The 23198-nt window shown below is 33.5% G+C and carries 22 protein-coding genes; 7 read left to right on the forward strand and 15 right to left on the reverse strand.

Features of this window, described 5'->3' with window-relative positions:
* Positions 1 to 647 precede the first annotated feature (647 nt).
* Entirely contained in the window at positions 648 to 1484 is an 837-nt protein-coding gene (locus FB551_RS13270) for a nucleotidyl transferase AbiEii/AbiGii toxin family protein (RefSeq protein WP_226798689.1), read from the forward strand.
* A 39-nt stretch (positions 1485 to 1523) separates the two neighbouring features.
* On the forward strand, positions 1524 to 1841 hold the full coding sequence (locus tag FB551_RS13275; protein ID WP_142017831.1) for a DUF6922 domain-containing protein: 318 nt from the start codon (positions 1524 to 1526) through the stop codon (positions 1839 to 1841).
* 162 nt (positions 1842 to 2003) lie between these two features.
* Here the strand turns inward: FB551_RS13275 and FB551_RS13280 are convergent, their stop codons facing one another.
* The 12 genes from FB551_RS13280 to FB551_RS13335 form a co-directional block, all read right to left on the reverse strand.
* A complete protein-coding gene (locus FB551_RS13280; protein WP_167497853.1) occupies positions 2004 to 3155 on the reverse strand; it encodes a serine hydrolase domain-containing protein in 1152 nt (383 codons plus the stop codon).
* Between the two features lie 137 nt (positions 3156 to 3292).
* Positions 3293 to 4822 (reverse strand): zinc-ribbon domain-containing protein, encoded by a 1530-nt coding sequence (locus FB551_RS13285; RefSeq protein ID WP_142017833.1) that lies wholly within the window; start codon positions 4820 to 4822, stop codon positions 3293 to 3295.
* Positions 4823 to 5683: 861 nt separating this feature from the next.
* Positions 5684 to 5986: a hypothetical protein gene (locus FB551_RS13290; protein WP_226798690.1), complete on the reverse strand. Its 303-nt coding sequence runs from the start codon at positions 5984 to 5986 to the stop codon at positions 5684 to 5686.
* A gap of 108 nt (positions 5987 to 6094) precedes the next feature.
* Complete coding sequence (locus FB551_RS13295; RefSeq protein ID WP_142017835.1) at positions 6095 to 6895, reverse strand: hypothetical protein; 801 nt, start codon at positions 6893 to 6895, stop codon at positions 6095 to 6097.
* 90 nt (positions 6896 to 6985) lie between these two features.
* Positions 6986 to 7696: an HNH endonuclease gene (locus FB551_RS13300; protein ID WP_142017836.1), complete on the reverse strand. Its 711-nt coding sequence runs from the start codon at positions 7694 to 7696 to the stop codon at positions 6986 to 6988.
* A gap of 123 nt (positions 7697 to 7819) precedes the next feature.
* Positions 7820 to 8611, reverse strand: a complete 792-nt coding sequence (locus tag FB551_RS13305; RefSeq protein WP_142017837.1) for a PIN domain-containing protein — start codon at positions 8609 to 8611, stop codon at positions 7820 to 7822.
* Complete coding sequence (locus FB551_RS13310; protein WP_142017838.1) at positions 8608 to 8940, reverse strand: YegP family protein; 333 nt, start codon at positions 8938 to 8940, stop codon at positions 8608 to 8610. The genes FB551_RS13305 and FB551_RS13310 overlap by 4 nt, the downstream gene beginning before the upstream one ends.
* A 27-nt stretch (positions 8941 to 8967) precedes the next feature.
* Positions 8968 to 9441 (reverse strand): recombinase family protein, encoded by a 474-nt coding sequence (locus tag FB551_RS13315; RefSeq protein WP_142017839.1) that lies wholly within the window; start codon positions 9439 to 9441, stop codon positions 8968 to 8970.
* Positions 9442 to 9605: 164 nt separating this feature from the next.
* Positions 9606 to 10457 (reverse strand): hypothetical protein, encoded by an 852-nt coding sequence (locus FB551_RS13320; protein WP_142017840.1) that lies wholly within the window; start codon positions 10455 to 10457, stop codon positions 9606 to 9608.
* Between the two features lie 140 nt (positions 10458 to 10597).
* Positions 10598 to 11260 (reverse strand): hypothetical protein, encoded by a 663-nt coding sequence (locus tag FB551_RS13325; RefSeq protein WP_142017841.1) that lies wholly within the window; start codon positions 11258 to 11260, stop codon positions 10598 to 10600.
* Positions 11261 to 11358: 98 nt separating this feature from the next.
* Positions 11359 to 11895 carry a hypothetical protein gene (locus tag FB551_RS13330; RefSeq protein ID WP_142017842.1) on the reverse strand — a complete coding sequence of 179 codons (537 nt, stop codon included), beginning with the start codon at positions 11893 to 11895 and terminating at the stop codon, positions 11359 to 11361.
* A gap of 57 nt (positions 11896 to 11952) precedes the next feature.
* A complete protein-coding gene (locus FB551_RS13335) occupies positions 11953 to 12561 on the reverse strand; it encodes a recombinase family protein (protein WP_142017843.1) in 609 nt (202 codons plus the stop codon).
* Positions 12562 to 13132: 571 nt separating this feature from the next.
* On the opposite strand from FB551_RS13335, the gene FB551_RS13340 reads away from it, so the two are divergent.
* On the forward strand, positions 13133 to 14683 hold the full coding sequence (locus FB551_RS13340; RefSeq protein ID WP_142017844.1) for a T9SS type A sorting domain-containing protein: 1551 nt from the start codon (positions 13133 to 13135) through the stop codon (positions 14681 to 14683).
* A 236-nt stretch (positions 14684 to 14919) separates the two neighbouring features.
* Here the strand turns inward: FB551_RS13340 and FB551_RS13345 are convergent, their stop codons facing one another.
* Both FB551_RS13345 and katG read right to left on the reverse strand, forming a co-directional pair.
* Complete coding sequence (locus FB551_RS13345) at positions 14920 to 15441, reverse strand: hypothetical protein (protein ID WP_047434845.1); 522 nt, start codon at positions 15439 to 15441, stop codon at positions 14920 to 14922.
* 176 nt (positions 15442 to 15617) lie between these two features.
* The gene (gene katG / locus FB551_RS13350) at positions 15618 to 17897 is read right to left on the reverse strand and encodes a catalase/peroxidase HPI (RefSeq protein WP_142017845.1); all 2280 of its coding nucleotides are present in this window, start codon (positions 17895 to 17897) and stop codon (positions 15618 to 15620) included.
* Between the two features lie 451 nt (positions 17898 to 18348).
* On the opposite strand from katG, the gene FB551_RS13355 reads away from it, so the two are divergent.
* Both FB551_RS13355 and FB551_RS13360 read left to right on the forward strand, forming a co-directional pair.
* Complete coding sequence (locus FB551_RS13355) at positions 18349 to 18816, forward strand: heme-binding domain-containing protein (protein WP_047434850.1); 468 nt, start codon at positions 18349 to 18351, stop codon at positions 18814 to 18816.
* A 4-nt stretch (positions 18817 to 18820) separates the two neighbouring features.
* A complete protein-coding gene (locus FB551_RS13360) occupies positions 18821 to 19231 on the forward strand; it encodes a thiol-disulfide oxidoreductase DCC family protein (RefSeq protein WP_142017846.1) in 411 nt (136 codons plus the stop codon).
* Between the two features lie 217 nt (positions 19232 to 19448).
* Here the strand turns inward: FB551_RS13360 and FB551_RS13365 are convergent, their stop codons facing one another.
* A complete protein-coding gene (locus FB551_RS13365; protein ID WP_142017847.1) occupies positions 19449 to 20888 on the reverse strand; it encodes an alpha-amylase in 1440 nt (479 codons plus the stop codon).
* A gap of 187 nt (positions 20889 to 21075) precedes the next feature.
* Here FB551_RS13365 and FB551_RS13370 point away from each other — a divergent pair, with 187 nt between their 5' ends.
* Positions 21076 to 21747, forward strand: a complete 672-nt coding sequence (locus FB551_RS13370) for a DUF4290 domain-containing protein (RefSeq protein WP_047434860.1) — start codon at positions 21076 to 21078, stop codon at positions 21745 to 21747.
* On the forward strand, positions 21747 to 23054 hold the full coding sequence (murA, locus tag FB551_RS13375) for a UDP-N-acetylglucosamine 1-carboxyvinyltransferase (protein WP_047434862.1): 1308 nt from the start codon (positions 21747 to 21749) through the stop codon (positions 23052 to 23054). Before FB551_RS13370 ends, murA begins: the two co-directional genes overlap by 1 nt.
* Positions 23055 to 23198: the final 144 nt, after the last annotated feature.

Here is a 23198-nt window from a genome sequence, read left to right on the forward strand (position 1 = left end):
ATATTTTCATGAATTTTTCTTAACATATATAGTATTGCATAAATAAAATTGGATCATGGTACAAAGCTATATTAGCATGGCGTCAAACTATGTCGCATTAATAATAAGTTTTGTTGACTACACAGTTGAAGAAAAAAGAAAAAAGGAAAATGTATTTATAATTTATAATGAATATAGACTTGTACATACATTTATATTTGAAAACAAAGACAACAACATTAAACTTAATGTTATTGTTCTATATGATTTAAGTTAATACCATCGAATGGATCTATGGTATTAATAAAAAAGCATAAAATTAGTCGTACAATAAATAGTACTTAAAGATAAAGAAACATTATTAATATATGCTTACACTCATAATATCTAATCAAAATTTCTTACCGATTCAAAAGTCTCACAGAGCGAAGCAGCAACTTTGTTAGGACGTAAGGACTTTCAAAGTTGCGAATGAGCTCCTAACTTCTCCGTGTAGTTGTAAAATCGCACGCATTTTTAATAAACAATAGATTTGTTCTTAAAACAAAATTTAAAATAAATTACTTTTCACAAAGTACCCTTAATTTTGATTAATGGTTTAAAAAGCACAAACCTACTTTAAGGTTTCCTCCTAAAAGGTGAGTTTCTAAAAATAGGTATATACTTACTTGGCTACAACAGAAAAATTTTTAAGCTCAATCCTTAATATCTGCATCAATAAAAGGCTTCTAATTTTGACTTTCATTGACAATCGAAGCCAAATAGTTCCTCGCACTGCCATTGTACAGACATACCTCATTTTCAGGATTAATTTTCTGAAAAATGAAATTATGCTCCATAAGGAAACTGTCAGTAAGGAAATGTGGGAACTTCTCCAAAGGTTGATGAAAGATGAAATACTAAAAGATTTTAATCTCGTTGGAGGAACTTCTTTGAGCCTTCAAATCGGTCATAGATTGAGCATCGATATAGACCTGTTCTCCACTAAAGAGTTTGATGAGCAAGCCCTGCTAAAACATTTGACAGGCAAACATCCTACGGTGAAGGTAAGGGATATATTTAGCAATACAATCCTGCTTGATATAGGTGAGGTCAAGGTCGATATTCTAGCACATCAATATCCATTACAAAAAGCTTTTGAGACAAAGGAAGGTGTAAGGTTAGTATCACTAGAGGATATAGGAGCGATGAAACTTCATGCTATTTTTCAAAATGGTACACGGATAAAAGATTTCATCGATATGCATTTTCTCTTGGAACACAATCCGCTTAAGATTTATCTGGAATCTTATCAAAACAAATACAATGGCAACCCTGTAATGGCTTCATACGCTTTATTGTACCATGACAACATAGACATGGATGCAAAAGTGAATATACTGAAAGGAAAGAAAGTTGATATGGATACGATGAGTGAGCGATTAAAAAAAGCGGTCAATGATCCATTGCTAAAATTCGGAGAAAGGCAAGAATCTCCTAAAAAAAGCAGAGGATTTAGACGCTGAAATACATAATGTAAAGCTGAAAAATCGTATATTTATAGTATGGAATCAAGAGCAAAAATAAATAAAATTCCAAATCTCGACCGTGTTTTTTTCTGGGATTTTGACATTGATGCAATGGACTTTATGCAAGCCTATAAGACCATTATTGCCCGAATTGTAGAACGTGGAGGTCAACAGGAGATTGATGAGATCATCCATTTTTACGGGTATGAAAAAGTAATCACTGCTATCCGCGACGAAATTTACTTTCTGCCCAATTATGCTATCGAAAAAGCCCTGAAATTTTTCCCTGAACTTAAAAAAGAAGAAATGCATTGCTATCTAAATAGAAAGGGCAAACCTTATCACTGGATATAATTTTTGCAAACTTTATTCCGAAACTCAAAAGCAATCGTTTTTTGAGCTTTTATTGTTTAATTTTTTGTTATGGTACTAATAACCCTCATGAAAGGAATTTAATATTTCTTCAGTAAACATATCTATTAATAGATAATCAGAAATTACTTGGAATATTTATTTCTACTTAATAGTTTTCAGCCAACTTTGATAAATTGGAAACCAAACTCGATCACCATTTGACCCGTTGCATAGAATAATAATACCGTTTTTAGTTGGGAGATCCAAAAACATAGCCGCACTCCAGCCTGCATTTTCACCCGTATGTCCAATGGTTCTAAAACCTTCATAATTCATAAACCGATAGCCCAGGCCGCTTTCGCCTTCATTGGAGCTTGGAAGAACAGGTGTCTCCATTAACTTGATGGTGCTTGGCTTCAAGACTTTATTCAATTGATGATAATTAGGTTTGATAGACAATTCTGCAAAATGTGCCAGATCTTTAACTGTGGTCTGAAGTCCTGCCGCTGCTTTTTCAGTGAAGATCCGGTTTTTTATAGGATTACCATTCTCGTCATATGCCGTTGCTGAAGTAGCCATCATTTCTACTGTCCATTCATAATTGGTATGCTTCATTCCAAGCGGCATGAAGATATTATTTTTCATATATGTGGCAAAACTTTGGTTTGTTTTCTCTTCCAGAAGCAGTTGTGCAAGAGTATAGCCTCCCCCGGAATAGTCCCATTTAATTCCTGGCTCACTGATAAGATGTACGGTTTCACCATTCCGTTTGGTTTTTCCGTTCAGTGATTCTTCCAGACTTAGCAGTGGTATTCCTTGGTCCGATCCGCCGTAGCCGTGTACAGAAAGTCCTGCAGTATGGCTCAAGATCCGTCTCAGTGTTACTTTTGATCTGTCAAATTCAGATTCCGGCAGATGCCATCGGGTTAGATATTGATCAATTGGATCATCCAGCTTGACAAGATCTTTTTCACTAAGTTGCATAAAGCCCCAGGCAGAGATCAGCTTGGAGATAGAGCCAATATTAAAGATCGTTTCAGAAGTTACAGGTTTTTTGCTTGCAAGATCCGCATAACCAATCGATTGTAACCAGGCGACCTTTCCATCCCGGATCACAGCTACTGCAACTCCGGGAACTTTATTCTTTAAAGTAAGTTCATGACCTAACTTCTCAATTTCAACATATAGAGAATCTGTCTTATACGGAATTTTATTCTGTAATAAGCTTGCTGTCGAACAAGAAAAAATGATTCCCGAAAAAACAATTATAAAAGCACTAAAAAAACAAGTTTTCGAACAAATATTATTTCTCATTCTCCAATTTTCAGGTTTATAGACTATACTAAACATTCAGCAATTTATTAAAAATTACGATAGTACTATCTAATCGTTTTTTGAGATTCAGTTATATCTATTATTAACATCGTAGCTTGGCGCAGTTGCAGGCTGTTTTATTTTTTACATTGTTTGCACCATTTATTATTTCTAATTACCTTTTCTGGAATTGCTTCCCATTGATGATTATTTTCACAAATCCAATTTAGTTTTATTTTGTAACCCAGATATTCACTTGATATACATTTACCATTTTTGCTTTCAGCAATTTTATGCATAAATTCAATATCATATTTTCTTCTGCTCAATCCAGACTTATTTCTACCACAAATTGGACACCAATATCCAGTTGTTACATTTGATGGCTTTGATGAAAACTGATGTCCAAGTTTGCATTGCCATAAAAGATGCGTGTTATTGTTAATATATTTTTCAGATAAACATTTTCCTTCGAATTTGTTTGCTAAAATTTGCATATCTTTTATTGTTTGATTTCTACCTAAACAATTTGGACACCAAGAATTACTATTTTTTATATTATTTGCAGCAGCTCTCCATTTATGACCTTTTTCACATTGCCATTCTAACGGTTCAAAAATCCCTAAATATTGTTTTGATAACAACTTACCTTTTTTACTTTCTGCAATAATTGATAGTTCTTTAAGCTTGTTTGGACAATAAACATCTTTTAAGTCTACAATTTTTTGTTCAAAATTTTCAGGAATCATTATTTTATTTTTTAAGCATTCATCCTTAATAAAGGCTTTAAGGTTTTCAACTCCGAGTTTTTCTAGAATTGATGGAACTTGAATAAGAATTACGTTGTTTTTAGAGCAAAGCTCTAACTTGAGTTTGTCTCGGTTTAGAGTTTGTTGAAATTTTTCAGGCTTTGCCGAATAAAAAAAATTGATTTTCTTATAATGTTGTTCTCCCTGATGTTCAAATGCTATTTTTAGTTTTTCTGAAAAACCATCTAATTCCATCCAGTTATCTTTTTCAGTTTTTAGCCAACTTGGTCTAGCTTTTTCAAATTCAGTTTCAAACAATTGTTCAAAATATTCACGACATATTTTTTCGCCAATGCCTTGACTACATTTTGGACACCAAGCACCACGCTTAATTAAACTTGGCATTGCTTTCCATCTATGACCTTCGGAACATTGCCATTCTAATTTAGTTGATGAATTTTTATAAATAGAGGATAAACATTTTCCATTTCTCTCTTTTGCAATTAAATCCATTTGTAGAATATTGCCTATATAATTTCCAGCACAAAATGGACACCATTTGTTACTATTAATTACATTATCGGCTACTGCTTCCCAAATGTGACCATTTATACATTCCCATTTATATTTAGATTTGATATTAATGAATTTTTCAGAATTACAAAACCCTCCTTTTTTTATTGCGAAGTCTTTTAAATCTTCAATAGTATATTTAATTCTATTTCTTGCACAGTTAATAACTGCACAAGTCGGACACCAATTTCCACCATTTTTAATTTTATGAAATGAAGCTTTCCAAATATGACCTTCTGAACATTCCCAGTCATATTTTTTTTCTACACCTAAAAAAACATTCGACAAACATTTTCCATTTTTGGCTAAAGCAAATTCTTTCAAATCTTCTATAGAATATTTCATTTTTCTATTTTGCAAAAATTCAATTTTATTAATTTTTATACTTTTAGAAAAATTTGGCACTTTATTCTTCTAAAATTTATATAAATATACTAATAGCCAAATTGTTATTTTGGTTTTCACCTCTAAACTTCTTACTTGATTCTCTGGTAATCCAACGTTATTATTTAATCTTTTTTAGGATTTAATTATTGATACATTTTTCGTTTTGAAGTTCTTTAAGTAAAATAATCAGCTTTGAAAAACTATCATTAAAGTCCCGGTTATAATCTATAGCAAATATTTTTACTCCATATTTTAAAGATTTTTACGTTTTTGATTATCGAAAAACTGCGTTTTGGCTAGACCTTCTTTTCCTCCAAAAAAAATCTATGGGATGAAAATGTTAAATACCATTATATTCTATTGCAATATTTAGTTCTTTAATAAATATATCGAACCTCTGCCCATTTAACCATTCCGGAGAATATTGGCTAATAATTCTGTAAGTAGGAAATTCGATAGTAAGTAGATTTAAACTTCAATTGGAATTTGTAAAAGAACTGGAGTGTAAATATCCACATTTATATCTGATGTCTCAATTGTTACGATTAAGCTATAGCGAATTTGATTGGGGTAGCGAGCAAGTTGCTTTCTATTTTTCCACCATCCTCCTACGGGATAAATTGCAATTTTATTTCGCGTTGAAAGATCTATAGCTGTCCCTTCCCAAATATCTTTATGGATAGATCCTTTATCTCGAGCTTTTGAGCCAAGAATCCAATGCTCATTTCCTTCAGGAATATAATTGTCATCGCGGGCTGCTTTACTTACTCTTGCAGAAAATGCCTCTTCACTCTCGTTTGTATCAATCGTTTTTTGAGATTATTTTACAAAATAAGGTTCAATAACTAATGTCATAACTCCACCGTTATTTTCATTATCATCATCAGAAATAAACATTCGACCAACTATTTCAAAATAAAAGGTTTTAAAGTCTTCTTCCAAATTTGCACTATAAGACTTATTTCTAAGATTAATAACATCTCCTTTGCTTAGATTATATGTTGTTTCTAAATCTAATAAATCATATAGTTCAGTTTTAGATTTATCTTTTGATGAGATTTTCAGAAAGTAAATATTTGAATTTCCATTTATCGTTTTTTGAGATTTTAATAGCAATAGCAAAGTCCTTTGGCTTTGCGGGAGTTGAGGAAATTAAAATTGAGTTTGCTCGGCTGGACTAAACAACAGCAATTTTGCAAAACCATTGTTAGGCAGTTTTAGGTATTTTTCTCATTTATTAAAATCTTCAAATTTAATATTGAAATGGTAACTCATATCGTATTGGTCTTTTAAAATTTTTGCAATATGAGCCTTTCCAATATCCGTAATATTTTCCCAATCATTTATGGCATCAAATTTTTTTAAGGTTTCTATATCTGATGCCTCTAACAATACTTTTCTTTTTTCGAAACTATCATTCATATAAACATTAAAATTAGCTCCATTAAGCATTCGTAAATCTATATTCTCGCTACTGAAGATTTTTGCGAAAATTTCTGAAATATTATCAATCTTAAGTGATTCTATTATTTCATTTTTTAAAAATCCAAGTTTATGTTGGCGACTATATTCCAAAGTCTGTTTTGAAATTCTTGTGGCTAAATCACCATTAAACGGATTGATAGTTTTGTCAAAACAATTAACTATAGCTTTCATCGTAGCTTCTTCAAAGTGCTCTGGTCGAGTGTCCACAACATGAATTCCAATATTTGTTATTTCAAATTTCAGAAAAGTTGTTTTTCCTTTTATTCCTGAAACATAATTTGTAAAAAATGTTAATGTTTCATCTACAATTGATCTATGTCCAAAGTTGTAAGGAATTTGATTTTCACTTATGTTCCATAAAACTTCAGATCCATAATCAATATCGGACTTCTGCATAATTAATTCTATATGCGCATATCTATCGCTTCCGGTAAATTTTGCAACTAAACCTTTTCCTTCTATTGGTAATAAGTCCCATCCTACAATTTTTTGATTTATAGGGAATAAACTAGCAGATTGATAATTTCTTTTAAGATAAGTTTTCATTTATAGTCGATCGTTTTTTGAGATTTATATAATTTATAATCTCTCATTGAAGAGATTATATCTAAAATCTAAATCTTCCATTCTATGAATTTATACTAAAGTTGATAAATTCATACTATTTTTATTTTTCAACACGACTTCTGCATTATATTTATTGATATGTAGATCCTGCATAAATGCATTAGTATGAAGCAGGTAGCTATATCCTCCATAATAAAACTCGTACAATCTGTATTTTCTATGTAGTTCCAGATCTGACTCCATAAAGTGAAGTTTAGGATTATCCAACTGCTCCTGATCAATAAGTAAAATAGGATACCGAGGCTTTAAGTAATATAAAGGTACATCATTTAAATTATATCGTGAAAACTCCCTGATAAAATTAAACTCTTCAGAATGAGAATCTCCACAGATTCTTTCTCTTTCTTCTAAGAATATTTTATATATACCCCGCTTGAAACTTCTAGCAAAATTTTCTTGAAATTTGCTTTGAAGCTTATACTTCATTTTGATATTAATCTGTCTTCGTTGCAGATTTACCTTAAAATATTCTGAGCTGAACCTTTTGTAAGAAGAAATATTTTTACTATCTGAAATTAAAAATCTTGAAAGATTAAAAATCTCTTTGACTGCCAAATCCACAGATGGTTGAAAGCTTTGTTTTTTCCCAAACTCAAAGTTGCAGGAGTCACATACATTTAAGCAGATGTTTTTTCCTCCTAATGATTGAGGAAAAGTGTGTGCTAGAGTATTAAAATTTACATCATGATCATTTCGGCTACACCAAATACATTTTTTCATTTATTGTCATAATTTAAATTATGTAGTCAACGAAATAAAATTTCGTACTTTAAGATTAAACACTTACAAATTGTTCTTTTGAGATTTTTATATTTTCTATTACTTACATAGCGATGTATATTATTATTCATAAGATTCTGGCTTCCAAAAATCATTAAAGTTTTCTAATTCTGCAATCATCGTCTTTTCAACATCTTTCAATTCGGTTGAAGTAGAAATACCAATTTCAGTTAATGCATCTGTTATCTTATCAGTTTTTTTTAATATTAATCGTCCAGTTCTTGAATGAAAATCTCTTTTTAAATAAGAAAAATTCTTAGTATAAGTATTATCCCTTCCTATAATAATTATATTTTCTTTAACATTTGAAAGAACAACTTCCCAATTAATCTCATCGCCAATAGAATAATTAGGTGATGTCGGAGGATTGCCAATAAGCTTTCTTTTATGAGCTTTATTTAATATCTCATCAGTTGTATACAATAAAGTATTTAATCTTGTACATTCTCTTACCATATCTGTAAAAAATGCATAAACAGGATCTTTTTCAGGAGCTTCAAGTATCATATCCATAGCTCCAATAACCAATTTTCTTTTTTTATGATAATCACTTAATGATTTGACTAATTCTGTAAATTCTTGTAAGTTTTCTAAAAATGCACTCGGTTTGTACAGGATATTTGAATCAAGTTCAAAAGCCTTTTTCATTTCATTTATGACAACTTCTCTATTTCTTTCAAATTCTTGAATTATTTGATCAGTCAAAATAATTTTGTCAAAATGTTTCGCTAGTTCACTTAGTAATTTTATTGAATCTTTTTTACTTCTATAAAAATCTAAATAGATATTTGTATCGATGAGAATTTTTACTTTAGCAGATAGAGCTTCAGGAGTTTCTTTTTTTATTGCTTTCATAGTGTATAATCTTCAATTATAGCCGATGAAGCGTTCATTTTCACAGACTCAATTCCTATTTCCATCCCATTTTTAGATTCATACATCTGGCTGGTTCCGATGATTTCTCCACTAGATGCTTTTAGATTAAAATAATATCTACCATCTTTTGCAGATCTTCTTTCATATTTATCATCATTTTGAGAATTGAGCACAACAGATTCAATTCCTTTTTTACAACCTTCTTTAGAGGAATAGCCTTCACTCACCAAAATAATTTGACCATTAATAGCTTTTAGGTTAAATTGATAATCTCCTGTAAATCTTTTTGATATTACGAACTTTCCCATTTATTTCTTTTATTTTTTAAGATTTTATTATTTTATTATTTTATAAAATGTTGCTTTACTGCCTATACTAAAAGCTTTCATAATTTCCTCAATTGAAACATTCTTACTTTCATAAGAGCTCTTTACTAAAGGTGCGATTTTTTTATATTTTTCGGTCATACCCTTTGGTCTTCCTCCGTTTTTACCTCTTGCCCTAGCAGATTTCAATCCAGCATTTGTTCTTTCAATCAAAACATTTCTTTCGTGCTCAGCTAAAACACAGAAAATCTGGAAAATTAATTTTCCACTTGCTGAACTTGTATCAATGTTTTCAGAAATAGATTTAAAATGTATTCCTTTTTCGTTCAGCTCTGTCACAAACTGAATTAACCCAACTGTAGTCCTCCCAATCCTATCTAATCTCCATACGGTTAAGGTATCCCCTTTACGTACGAAATTTAATAAATCGTTAAGTTGCGGTTTTTCTGATTTAACACCACTAACTTTATCGTTTTTTGAGATTTAATTTTATCTAGAACGTTTCGGGGCTTTGCGATGGTGGGGCAATCGAAGCATAAATCTTCAATTTTGAACAAATGTTGAACCGAAGAAATACCGTTGAACTTTGCAGTTTCGCCTCACTATTGCAAAACCCTTGTTATAGGCAGCTCTTCTGTCAATCAACGTTACCATAGTTTCCATCTACTTTTGTTCTTTATCAATTCCTTTATAGTTAGTTTAGTTGTCGAACGAGGTTTTGTTTCTTCGGATTTAATTTGTTCGTCAACCGCCTGAATTATGTGGATGTCAAAATCCGCTACAAAACCAAACGTTGAACTATTTATGTCATACTTTTTCTGGACTTCTAAACTATCAGTTGTTTCAATTAGCTGAGCTATATGCTTATGTCGAATTGGAAGATACCATTTTACATTCGGTTTATTGTTCCAAATTGCAAAATTCATTACAAGAACTTCGGCATCTTCAAAGTCTTTTTTTGTCGGTTTATTCGATTGGTTTATTCTTGTTGTTGCAATTAAATTATGTCCATACTCATTATCTCTAATTGCTTCTAAAACAACTGCTCCACCAAAATTTCCGTTTTCGAGCTTAAAAGTCAAGCAGTCTCCTTTTTCAAAAACGGGCTGGCGAATTATTTTCTTTTTTCTTGATTTCGCTTTTGGTCTTTCTGTTTCTAAGTCCGCAAGAAATTTGTCGAGAACTACTTTACGTTTTTTAATTTCCTTTTCGTCAGCGTCAAGTTGTTGCCAAACTTCAAGTTCTGCTCCTGTTTCAATAATTGTTTTTACACGGTCAAAAATGTCTTTGTTGAGTTGTTTGCATTCCCATTGTGCTTTTGCCAACGCAAACCAAAAATTATTACAATCATCATTATCGCTGATGATTTCTTGATTTTCAGCAATTAACTTGTTCGAAATTTCTGCCACGTCAAGTCCATCATTATACAGGCCGAAAAACTCACTGTAAATGTCAGCATAGGTGTCATTAGATGATATTGCTGTTCCCCAAGTTCCCATATTCTCTGTGTTGTGTCTGTCTTTTAGAGTTGCCTATAAAGTTCAAATTTACGCATTATGTCAATCCAAACTATATGATATTCGCAAAGCCATTTATGCTACTAATATAAAATTTAATTTTGATCATTTTTTGAGAATTATTATTCAGTTAAGTCTAGTAATTTTTTGTCAATATTAATCATAATTCCATAGACTGTAATAAAGTAGTTAAGAGCCATTTGTTCCGAATATTTTTGTTGATATAGTTGAGAAAAAGTTGATGATAAAGTTGTTATTTTCTTTTTTTCTCCGAGTTGGATAGGCTCTCCTTTAATTAATGATTCTTTTACGTCATTTATATTAAACATAAATCCTGTGAAATTTTCAGGAGCATCAATTAGTATTTTTTTTATTTCTGCATGAGAGAAAGGATTTCGTATTTTTTGTCTTAATGCAGTAAGTATAACTTTTTCAGATTCCGTTATCAAATTTTGTTCTTCTGCAGCATCCAATGATTTAAATAAAATAAGATTATCGTACAAATCAATAGCCTCTAAAGTTTTTTGATTATATGTTTCATGATTTGAATAATCTAAGCCCAAAGTATGTTTTTCAATTAGAGCAAATTTTATCATCCTTTCCAAAAAATGGTTTGTTCCTAAAATTGCTGTTTGAAATAATTCAAGTTGTAAATTCTGTAAAATTTCATTTCTTAAACTTGTTAATGGTAAGAAATGACGGGGTTTATGTAAAAAATAAGTTTTTAAATTTCCATAATTTATTTCAACCATTTTAGTGTAATTAGGAATAAAATATGTTTTCATTGGCACCTTTTATTTTATTTATTAAGAAAAATATTATATCTAATTTATAATCCAAGAAGCAAGATTTCTGAACAGCTCGTATTTTGGAATCTAAAGATTTACTTATATAGCTCTTTAGTACGTTTTTTCCAATACTCATGTAATTCATACCGTGTTGTAATAATTAAATTTATGATTTCTTTTAAAGAATCTTCAGAGAACTGTATATACTCTTGTTCCATCCCATTACTTGAAATCTTTAAGTTTACATAGGTATAACCATCGTCATCAGTATTTTCCCAATCAGCATGTACTACAAGGTTTCGTAATCTCCCCGTCTCTCTTAGATCTGCTATTAATTTTTGGTAGCCTTCAATCTTAATAGCACAACCGAGATGAAAATCATCACTAAATCTTTTAAATAAATCTACCTTAGTAGCATATGCCATTTTATGTAATACAATTAGGCCCGTAGAATCTGATCTGTCTGTAAATATTTCACATATTATACTATCTAACGATTTTTCTAAACCATTAAAATACATTACTACTAGGCCGATAAGTGAGAGAGAACTATCCAAATATTTTTCTGCCTTTTCCTCATCTTCTATTTCATGATATAAATGTTGTACAAATACTTTCCTCTTTTGTTTCATAATATTGTAGATATTTCACCAAAAATATATTCTGTCTGCGTAATCTATTTGCGTATATTATTGTTTTTTAATTGCCATTTTCTTTATTTCTTCATTTGTATGATTATCAAGAATTTTAGCATAACGATAAAACGTTGCTCTAGTCAAACCAAGTGGCTTGTAAATCTCCTCTGGAGCCTTAGTTGGATCTTTATACACAGACCGCATAATTATTAACTTAGAAATTGTTTCTTTTGTATAACCTTTTGGTCTACCTCCCAATCTACCTCTCGCTCTGGCAGCTTGCAAACCAGCATTAGTTCTTTCTCTTATAAGTTCTCGTTCATATTCTGCTAGAGAAGCCATGAGGTTTAGAAATAATCTGCCATTAATAGTAGAAGTATCTACACCATCAACAAGACCTTTTATTATAATTCCTTTGTCACTTAAACTTAGCACAAGATCAATAATATTTTTCAGGCTTCTCCCCAGCCGGTCTAATCTCCAAACATAAAGTTCATCACCTTCTCTAAACTGCTCTATCATTTTATCAAGTTCAGGACGATTCTTTGTTGCACCCGAAATTTTCTCTTGATAAATTTTCTCACAACCAACTTTTTCTAAGGCTTCAATTTGTAAATCCAAATTTTGGTCTTTGGTTGAAACCCGTGCATACCCAATTTTCATATTTTGTTACATTAAACTCATACTCTATAAATTTATGAAACTTTGTTTAATGATACGAGATTTTGAGAAATTAAAATAAAAAATAAAGTGTTCCGAATCAGTCAATTGTAAAAATCTCAAAATACCACCGAATAATCTATGCTACATTATAAGGGGAAATGGTCTAAAATATAAGATTAATAATTGGGGTAATAAATAGTAGTATTAAGAATTTAACTTTACCAATATTTCCAAATCATCAACTAATTAATTCGATAATTGTTCATCTTGGATTACAAAAGCGTTGATTTTTAACGCTTTTGTAATTTAATAACTCCAAAATTCATTATTAAAAATACTCGAAGTATTTTTAGAATATGCACGAAATATGTACGAATCAATTTATTCAGATATTTTTCAGACATTTTTATCGAACCTTCTTTATGATGAAAGAGGTAATATTCTCAAAAGCGGGATTAATGTTCTTTCATTGAAGTTTTTACCTATATTTGCGTGGTTTAATTCTGCTGAATTTCAGGATAAAACCGCTGACTCTATCGTCAAATATCAGAAATTAGTTAAATAAATAATTATGAAATATCAAGCGATATTTATCGTTTTGTTATCATCTGTACACCTCTTTTTTGCTCAGGTACTTGATAATAATTTTGGAACCAATGGAAAAATGGTTTATGATATCAATGCAAACTCAAATCTTGAAAAAATAGGGTCGATGATTGCTGTGAGCAACAGTAAAATACTGGTTGGAGGTACTGACAATACCAGCGCTTATCTTGTGAGACAGAATTCTGACGGTTCTATTGACACTTCTTTTCAGAGCAACGGAATCAAACAGCTTCCGTTTAAATCAATTGAAAAAATATTAAAGACAAGCAACAACGAGATGATCATTCTCGGAACTAAGCTTGCCACCGACGGCTATTTTAACATCATCGTCTGTAAAGTTGATGAAAATGGAAATTATGTTACAAATTTCGGCACAAACGGTATTCTGGAAATCAATTTTGGCGCTCAATCAGATGACAATGTCTTTAACGGTGAACTGCAATCTGACGGAAAAATAATTGTGGTCGGTAACAAAAGAGGCACGAATGCATTTACAGAAGGTTACGTTTTGCGTTTATTACAGAACGGTCAATTTGATACTACGTTTAATAATACCGGACTATTCACTATTGCACCTGTTAATCACCGCCATTATTTGAATGCCGTAAATATTGCTCCAAATGGAACAATAGTTTGTTCAGGCTATCTTTTGCTGACGACAGGCTCCAACCAAGATAGAATGTTTATATTAAGATTGTTACCAAACGGAACTTTGGATACTTCATTTGCCACCGTAGGATACAGATATTTTAATGTTACGAATATAGGTGGCTCACTGTCAAATACCAATATTGTTTTAAGTGACGGAAGTATTTTATTGGGCGGAGAATCATTCTCATCAAGCAATAACAATGTTTCATCTAACTTTACAATAATAAAATTCAATGTGGATGGTTCTTTTGAAAATTCTTTCGGAACGAACGGTGTTGTACAGACACTTCTTCCAAGTATCGGAGGTCAGCTGAGAAATATGAAATTAGATTCTTCAAATAATATTATCGCAGTTGGTTCTACGTACTCGGCGACCAATGGTAATGAAAATTTTGCGATGATGAAATTTAATCTATCTGGGATTTTAGATACACAATTCGGAAATTCCGGTGTTGTAATTACAGATTTTTCAGGATTTCAGGATATTCCGTACTCATCGTTGGTTTTTGATTCAAAAATAATTCTTGCAGGATTTGCTTCTTCTTCAGATTTTCCCAGCAACAGCAAATTTGCACTTGCACAATACACATACAATAACTTAGGAATTGTTGAGCCTAAAAAAGCAGATAATTTCAAGATTTTCCCGACAGTTTTTTCAGACAATATTAATATAAAATGTGAAAAAGAGACCAAAGTAAGCGTTGGTATTTTTGATTATTCGGGTAAACTTATTTATGAAAAAGAAAATTTCAGATGCTCTCAAACTCCGGAACAGCTGCAACTGCCGATCTCAAAGCAAGGAGTATATTGGTCACAAATCAATTCAGGAAATAAAATTTCTGTTCAGAAATTGATAAAGAAGTAATATTGGAGTTGCTAACTTTGTTAGGACATAATTCTTATACTCTTTAACGTTAAGAGTATGAAAAAGATCAGAAAAAAGTACCATATTTCTAATTATCTATTCCACTATTCAAACTAACTTCTTATAACTGTAACGTTGATAAAATTTCAAAATCATCAAAGAATTGGTTCGAGATTTGTTCGTGGGGGTCTACAAACCATCCTTTTTCAAGGATGGTTTTCTTTTTTTTTATCTTTTTATTTAATCCTATTTGAAATGGGAGTTAACGCCAACTGCAAAGAATTAACATAGTCGTTATCAAAGTAAATAGCCCGTATTTCTTTATACAGAAAAGATTCGATTAACAACCAGTTTGCTTTGGGACTCAATAATCTCACTTTGAATGAATGTTCTTTAACAAGATCAATTTTACCAATATAACATTTATGAGGTGACTTCAGCTCAATTTGAATAAGTTCAATTTTAGATTGCATATCCGATAATAGTTTTATAGTATCACCAATATTTAGCTCAACACTTTTTTCAGCAATCGCTCCCTTTAATCTCAGTATATTTTCTTTAAATTCATGCTCCTCCGATTTTTGAATGTTTTTAATATATCTTTGGTTGATCAGTACAAAACCGTCCACCACATAATCAACAGGAATATATTTTATATAGCACCATTCATCTGATATATCTATCAATATACCTTCAAATTCTTTTTTATTTTTTAGGGTAATTAAAACAACATTATTGATAAGCTCATTTGTTTTCATCTCTTTTAACCTTTTTACTAAAGGCACTCAAATTTACAAACTCTATAAAGAACAACATCATTCACAGATATAATGATTAATATATTTATAAATAAAATATTTACTTTGTCTATATTGACATTAATAAAAAAAGGCAGCTATAAAAGCTGCCTTTCTCTATTTTTCATTTTTATTTATTAAACCAGATCAAACCTATCCAGATTCATCACCTTCGTCCATGCCGCCACAAAATCATTCACAAATTTACCTTGTGCATCAGCACTTCCGTATACTTCTGCTACAGCTCTCAATTCAGAATTAGATCCGAAAACAAGATCTGCACGCGTAGCGGTCCATTTTGGCTGGCCTGTTTTTCGGTCTGTTCCCATATATAGCTCTCTGTCATCTGACATTGCTTTCCATTGCGTTCCCATATCCAGGAGATTCACAAAGAAATCATTGGTAAGAACGCCCGGTCGGCTGGTGAATACTCCATGTTTTGAACCGTCAAAGTTCGTATCCAAAGCACGCATTCCTCCTATCAATACGGTTAGTTCCGGAGCAGTAAGGGTTAATAGCTGTGCTTTATCAATCAGTAAAGATTCTGTAGAGACCGTATATTTTCTTTTAAGATAATTTCGGAATCCGTCAGCTGCAGGCTCAAGATAGCCCATAGATTCTACATCCGTCTGTTCCTGAGAAGCATCCATTCTTCCCGGAGCAAAAGGAACTTTTACGTCCTGACCTGCATTTCTGGCAGCCACTTCTACGGCTGCATTCCCTGCTAAAACAATCAGATCCGCTAATGATATTTTTTTACCTCCGTTTTGAGAATCGTTGAATTCTTTCTGGATTCTTTCCAGCACATTTAATACTTTATCCAATTGAGAAGGATTATTGACTTCCCAGTTTCTTTGAGGCTTCAGTCTGATTCTTGCTCCGTTGGCACCCCCACGCTTATCACTTCCTCTGAAAGTAGAAGCAGAAGCCCACGCTGTAGATATTAGTTCTGTATTGCTTAGTCCTGAGTTTAAAACTTTTGATTTTAATGCTTCCACATCGTTTTCATCAACCAGTTCGTGGTTTACCTCAGGAATAGGATCCTGCCAGATTAATTCCTCCTGCGGAACATCTGGTCCCAGATAACGGGCACGTGGTCCCATATCTCTGTGTGTAAGCTTAAACCATGCTCTTGAAAAAGCATCAGCAAATGCATCAGGGTTTTCATAGAAATGTCTTGAAATCTTTTCGTAGACAGGATCCAGTCTCAATGAAAGGTCTGTGGTAAGCATTGTTGGTTTATGCTTTTTGTCAGCATCAAATGCATCAGGAATAATATCGGCTCCATCTTTAGCTACCCATTGGTGAGCTCCGGCAGGACTTTTTGTTAATTCCCATTCATTTTCAAAAAGGTTTTTAAAGAAATAATTACTCCATTGAGTCGGTGTTTCTGTCCAGGTTACTTCCAGACCGCTGGAAATAGCATCTCTTCCGCTTCCTGATTTATAAGTACTTGCCCAGCCTAATCCCTGCTGTTCAATTCCGGCACCTTCTGGTTCTTTACCTACGTGATCTGCAGGACCTGCTCCATGGGTTTTACCGAAAGTATGTCCTCCGGCGATCAAAGCAACGGTTTCTTCATCATTCATCGCCATACGGCCGAAAGTATCACGGATATCTTTAGCGGCAGCGATAGGATCTGGATTTCCATCCGGACCTTCCGGGTTTACATAAATAAGTCCCATCTGTACAGCAGCCAATGGATTTTCAAGGTTTCTTGAATGAATATCTCCGTCTGCATCATCATCGGTAGGAAGAACTGCTGAGTGACCTTCTACAACTCCTTCCGAACCGTGAGCATAACGTAAGTCACCTCCCAGCCATGTTTTTTCTGATCCCCAATATACATCAGAATCCGGTTCCCACACATCTGCACGTCCTCCTGCAAATCCGAATGTTTTAAAGCCCATCGATTCCAGAGCGATATTCCCCGTTAGGATCAAAAGGTCTGCCCATGAAATGTTTCTTCCATATTTCTGTTTGATAGGCCACAATAATCTTCTTGCCTTATCAAGACTTACGTTATCGGGCCAGCTGTTTAATGGTGCAAAACGCTGTTGCCCGGCTCCTGCTCCACCCCTTCCATCTCCTACACGATATGTTCCGGCACTGTGCCATGCCATACGGATAAACAGAGGTCCATAATGACCAAAGTCTGCCGGCCACCAATCCTGGGAATCTGTCATCAATGCATGAAGGTCTCTTTTTACAGCTTCCAGATCAAGGCTCTCAAATGCTTTGGCATAATCGAAATCCTTATCCATAGGATCTGAAAGGGAAGAATGCTGACGCAGAAGATCTACTCTAAGCTGATCCGGCCACCAATCAGAATTCTGGGTTCCTCCTCCTGCTACACTCTTCTTCATTGTTCCGTTGTGAAACGGGCATTTACTGATGTCATTCAAATCTTTTTCCATTGTCGTTTATTTTATTTTTTATGTTGATTAATACAGTTTCAATTTTCTGTTGTAAGAACATGACAAACCTACAACGTTTAACCGATAAATACAATCTATTAATTTTTATTTCGATGATAGTCAAAAACTATAAATAAATATTTTCAACGGCACAACATCTGGACATAATTGTGGTATTAAGTTAGTCATTTTTCAGATTAACTTGAATAAAAACAGCCGGATACAGTCCAATTTAGAATTACTCAACGTAAGAATTTTAAAGAGGAAAGGAAGTTGGAGGCTGGAAGAAGGAAGTTTAACAGCATCATAAAAAAGTAACTTTATAATTTCTGAAAAAACATGCTATTTCAACAATTTCTGAAAGCACTTCCCTTCCCAGTTTCCAGTTTCCAATTTTATCTCATAAAAATAAATTAACTATCTTTATATTGATCAAACATGAACATCTGCTATGAAAAAAATAATTGTTGTCATTCTCGTTGTATTTATTATTATACAGTTTTTTCCTATTGATAAAACGAATCCGCCGCCTACTCCCGGCATGGATTTTCTGAAGATTAAAAATACTCCGGAGAAAATTGCCCGTACCCTCAGAACTTCATGTTATGACTGTCATTCCAATGAAACAAAATACCCGTGGTATGCCAATATTTCCCCTACTTCGTGGTGGGTAAAAAATCATATTGATGAGGGCAGGAAACATCTTAATTTTTCTACCTTTGCAGTATATGAACCTAAAAGACAGCTTCATAAGCTGGAAGAATGTATAGAAATGGTTGAGAAAAAAGAGATGCCGCTTGAATCTTATTATTTAGGTCATCAGAATGCTAAACTGTCGGATGAGCAGCGTGCAGATCTTATTCAATATTTCAAAAAAGTAAAAGAAGACACTGAAAGAGGAATCATGTTTAATAAATAACGTCATGGAAAGTTGGGAAAATAAACATATTGTATTTTTTGATGGAGATTGCGGAGTCTGCAATTTCTGGGTGCAGTGGATTTTGGAGCGGGATAAGAAAGACCAATTCATGTTTGCTTCTCTTCAGTCTGATTTCGGACAGCAGTTTCTATCTGAAAGAGGGCTGGAAACGAATGTATTCAATACCATGTATTTATGGAAACCCGGACGGTATTATCAGATCAAATCAAGAGCTGTACTGGAAATAGCTAATTTACTGGGAGGAGTTTATAAACTTTCCTTTGTGGGAAAAATTCTGCCTGCCTCTTTAAGTGACAAAGTGTATGATGCCATTTCCAGAAACAGGATGAAACTGGCCAATCAGAAATGTTATTTACCGGATCAGCATCAGAAGAAAAAGTTTATTCAGGTGTAAATAGTCTTGCACCATTTCATTCAACCTATAAAAAGATATCATTCCGTAAGATTCTCCTACAATATGTATTATGAATAATGCATTGTAGAAAGATTCCTACGGAATGACAAATAAGACGTATAGTTGTTTTTGTTTAATGTTTAATAAAAAATAACCTGAATAAAAATCCCTTATCAACTTTATCATTCATCATTCATTATTACTCATTACCCATTACTCATAAATTCGGCGACCAGACAGAATATGAATTCGGAGGACACTGTATTTTCACCCATTTATCACCCTGAGTGGTTGGATACCAGCTTGAATTCCCTGTGAAATCTTTGATCTGCTGGCTGCTCCAGTTGGTTTCTATCCATCTTTCCTGCCAGCTTGAAGATGTATTGATGTAAACTACAAGTCCCGGATTGCCGTTATAACCGTTACGTCTTGCAATATATTCATCATTATCGGTATACAGAATAGAAGTTGTTCCGGTAGCTTTATTATTATGAATCCAGATCAGGTTGTTCAGTCTTTCTTTATTTAACCATTCTTCATAATCTCTGTAAAAAATAGTCGGATATCCTTCATGAGTTAAGATATAGGCATATGCCGGCATTTTATTGTAGATGATATCTGTATCATGATTGGCAACAAAAGTAACTGCTTTGTATGGGTTTCTTTTCCACATCATATCATCATTCAGGACATTTAAGTTTCCGTTATCAAAAGCTTCATCCATTTTATAATAGGCAGCAAAGTCAAATACGGAACTGTTGGCATTATTGGCCCACCATTCCAATGTGTTGACATTTGAATCCCATAATTCCCCGACAGAAAATCCTCCTACTTTTGAATTCCAGGTATTGACCACCCAAGGTCCGAAACCTTTAACGTAATCGAATCTCCAGCCGTCAAATTTCATTACATTTTTATAATATTTTGCCACGGAATCATCCCTTCCCCAAAGCCAGTCCTGTACATGAGGATTCGCATGACATAAATCCGGGAAACCTCCAAAAGCTCCTTCATCATTGTTTCCGTAAGCATTTTTATAAAAGTCATTATAATTCCTCTGGAATTTCCCTGATGCAACCCCTGAAAAATTAGTCCAGGTATTGGTTCCTGTAAAAGGATTGGCTTCGGATTGTCCTCCACTGTTGTGATTGATTACAATGTCCGCATACACCTGCATATTTTCAGTATGTGCTTTTGTGATCAATGCTTCCAGTTCGGCTCTGGATCCGAAACGGGTTTCTGTACTTCCATTTTGATTAAAATCTCCAAAATCATAATAGTCTGTGGGATCATATCCCATAGAATAGGCTCCGTTCTGTGCTTTTGATGCCGGAGGTAACCATACAGCACCAATTCCTGCATCGGACCATGCTGTCAGTTTATCTTTAACAGTATTCCACCAGTTACCACCTTCCGGAACATCCCAGTAAAAGCCCTGCATCAGAACTCCGCCACCTGGCCCGGCTGTAAATTTACTCTGTGCAGAACCTGAACCACTTCCTGTACTGAACGGGCGGCCATCATGATTGGTAACATTCACTGTTTTGTTGTGCACCTCTTCTTGCTTGGAGGGCTCAGTTGTCAATTCATCACTGGTTCTACATGAGCTTACTAATGCTAAAGCCAGCAGTGAAAGGAAAAAGTTTGTTTTTTTCATCGTTATAATTAATTATCAATCTATTAAACAAGATACGATTTTATAGAAAACAAATTCAAATAAACGGGAAATATTTTCATTTTCTGCAATAAATCAGAAAGATAGGTATTCAAATTTTTCATTAAAAAATCATAAATTTTTCAGATTCCCGAGACAATTTTTCTTTTAATGCATATATTTGCATACTATGGAATACAATACCCAAAAAACTCAGCTTCATATGCCGGAATATGGCAGAATTATACAACAGTTGGTTGAGCGCTGCAAAGAACTTCCTTCCAAAGACGAAAGGAATGAAATGGCTATGGCAATCATCGATTTTATGGGTCAGAGAAACCCACAACTTCGCGACGAGGAAAATTATAAACATAAACTTTGGGACCATCTTTTTATTCTTGCCAATTATGATCTGGATGTAGATTCTCCTTATCCGTTCCCTACAATGGAACAGCTGGCGGAAAAACCTAAAAGAATGGAATATCCAAAACTTCAAGGTGACTTTAAGTTCTACGGAAAAAGTATTCTTCAATTGATAGAAAAAGCAATCGAACTGGAAACGGGTGATGAAAAAGAAGCCCTTATTGAGGTAATTGCTAACAATATGAAGAAGTCTTATAATGTCTATAATAAAGAACATGTGACGGATGATGTTATTTTCCGCCACCTGAAAGAACTGTCTGAAAACAGGTTGGATCTTACCGGAATAGATTCTCTTGAGAAAAGTAAAATCTATTATACCAGCAATAACAACAACCGAAATAATAACAATAACAACAGGAATAACAACAATAATAAAAATAGTAACAATAACCAGCCTAACAAGAGAAGGCACAATAACAATCATAAAAACAGAAAATAATGAGTGGAACATTTCAAATAAGAGGAGGAAAAAGACTGCAGGGTGAAATAACTCCACAAGGAGCCAAGAATGAGGCTCTACAAATTTTATGTGCTGTTCTTCTGACTGACGAGGAAGTAAGAATCAAAAATATTCCGGATATCCATGATGTTAACAGACTGATTGAAATTCTTGGAGATTTTGGGGTAAAAATTACTAAAAACGGACAGGGAGATTATACTTTCAAAGCTGATCAGGTTAATTTTGATTATATAAAATCTAACGAGTTCAAAAAGGACGGAGCAAAATTACGTGGATCCATTATGTTGATGGGACCAATGCTTGCCCGTTATGGAGAGGCTTACATGCCTACTCCGGGAGGTGATAAAATCGGAAGAAGAAGATTGGATACCCACTTCCAGGGACTTGTAGAATTAGGTGCTGAATTCAATTATGATGAAGAGGAGTATTTCTACTCTTTAAAAGCTAAAGAATTAAGAGGTAAATTTATTTTATTGGAAGAAGCTTCTGTAACAGGAACTGCCAATATTGTAATGGCTGCAGCTCTGGCAAAAGGAAAAACAAGAATTTACAACGCTGCATGTGAACCTTATCTTCAGCAATTGTGTAAAATGCTGAACAGAATGGGAGCCAATATCTCAGGGATCGGATCTAACCTTCTTACGATTGAAGGGGTTGAATACCTTAGAGGTACTGAGCACACCATGCTTCCGGACATGGTAGAAATCGGTTCATGGATTGGTCTTGCAGCGATGACAAAATCTGAGATTACCATCAAAAATGTCAACTGGAATCAGCTTGGTGTCATCCCGAATACTTTCAGAAAATTAGGAATCGAGCTTGAGCAAAGTGGTGATGACATCTATATTCCTGCTCAGGAACATTATAAAATTCAGAAATTTATTGACGGTTCTATCCTTACCATTTCGGATGCGCCATGGCCAGGATTTACACCGGATTTATTATCTATTATTTTAGTAGTGGCTACTCAGGCCAAAGGAAGTATTCTGGTTCATCAGAAAATGTTTGAATCCAGATTATTCTTTGTGGATAAATTAATTGATATGGGAGCCCAGATCATTTTATGTGATCCGCACAGAGCTACGGTAATCGGATTGAATCAGGAAGCGCCGTTAAGAGGAACAACGATGGTTTCCCCGGATATCAGAGCCGGAAACGCACTTCTTATTGCAGCACTTTCTGCAGAAGGAAAATCTATTATCCACAATATCGAGCAGATCGACAGAGGATATGAAAATATTGATGGAAGACTGAGAGCTATTGGTGCTGACATCGAAAGAATTTAAAATTATTTATTGACCTTATCCTTTTAGTAATAATAGTTCGACAGGCTCAGCCTGGCAACACTTAAAAATTTCAGTTGGTATTCGGGCTGTCACCCTGAGCCTGTCGAAGGGTTATCAAGAAGAAACCTTTGTTAATTATTAATC

Source organism: Chryseobacterium aquifrigidense (genome assembly GCF_006716485.1).
GTDB lineage: Bacteria > Bacteroidota > Bacteroidia > Flavobacteriales > Weeksellaceae > Chryseobacterium > Chryseobacterium vietnamense.

Coding starts and splice junctions, on each gene's coding strand:
- FB551_RS13305 (WP_142017837.1), bottom strand. CDS start 8,611: ATGAAAGCAATAAAAAAAGAAACTCCTGAAGCTCTATCTGCTAAAGTA.
- FB551_RS13360 (WP_142017846.1), top strand. CDS start 18,821: ATGGAAAGTTGGGAAAATAAACATATTGTATTTTTTGATGGAGATTGC.
- FB551_RS13370 (WP_047434860.1), top strand. CDS start 21,076: ATGGAATACAATACCCAAAAAACTCAGCTTCATATGCCGGAATATGGC.
- FB551_RS13335 (WP_142017843.1), bottom strand. CDS start 12,561: ATGAAAATTGGGTATGCACGGGTTTCAACCAAAGACCAAAATTTGGAT.
- FB551_RS13365 (WP_142017847.1), bottom strand. CDS start 20,888: ATGAAAAAAACAAACTTTTTCCTTTCACTGCTGGCTTTAGCATTAGTA.
- FB551_RS13300 (WP_142017836.1), bottom strand. CDS start 7,696: ATGAAAAAATGTATTTGGTGTAGCCGAAATGATCATGATGTAAATTTT.
- FB551_RS13280 (WP_167497853.1), bottom strand. CDS start 3,155: ATGAGAAATAATATTTGTTCGAAAACTTGTTTTTTTAGTGCTTTTATA.
- FB551_RS13340 (WP_142017844.1), top strand. CDS start 13,133: ATGAAATATCAAGCGATATTTATCGTTTTGTTATCATCTGTACACCTC.
- FB551_RS13285 (WP_142017833.1), bottom strand. CDS start 4,822: ATGAAATATTCTATAGAAGATTTGAAAGAATTTGCTTTAGCCAAAAAT.
- FB551_RS13330 (WP_142017842.1), bottom strand. CDS start 11,895: ATGAAACAAAAGAGGAAAGTATTTGTACAACATTTATATCATGAAATA.
- FB551_RS13295 (WP_142017835.1), bottom strand. CDS start 6,895: ATGAAAACTTATCTTAAAAGAAATTATCAATCTGCTAGTTTATTCCCT.
- katG (WP_142017845.1), bottom strand. CDS start 17,897: ATGGAAAAAGATTTGAATGACATCAGTAAATGCCCGTTTCACAACGGA.
- FB551_RS13275 (WP_142017831.1), top strand. CDS start 1,524: ATGGAATCAAGAGCAAAAATAAATAAAATTCCAAATCTCGACCGTGTT.
- FB551_RS13355 (WP_047434850.1), top strand. CDS start 18,349: ATGAAAAAAATAATTGTTGTCATTCTCGTTGTATTTATTATTATACAG.
- FB551_RS13320 (WP_142017840.1), bottom strand. CDS start 10,457: ATGGGAACTTGGGGAACAGCAATATCATCTAATGACACCTATGCTGAC.
- FB551_RS13310 (WP_142017838.1), bottom strand. CDS start 8,940: ATGGGAAAGTTCGTAATATCAAAAAGATTTACAGGAGATTATCAATTT.
- FB551_RS13345 (WP_047434845.1), bottom strand. CDS start 15,441: ATGAAAACAAATGAGCTTATCAATAATGTTGTTTTAATTACCCTAAAA.
- murA (WP_047434862.1), top strand. CDS start 21,747: ATGAGTGGAACATTTCAAATAAGAGGAGGAAAAAGACTGCAGGGTGAA.
- FB551_RS13325 (WP_142017841.1), bottom strand. CDS start 11,260: ATGAAAACATATTTTATTCCTAATTACACTAAAATGGTTGAAATAAAT.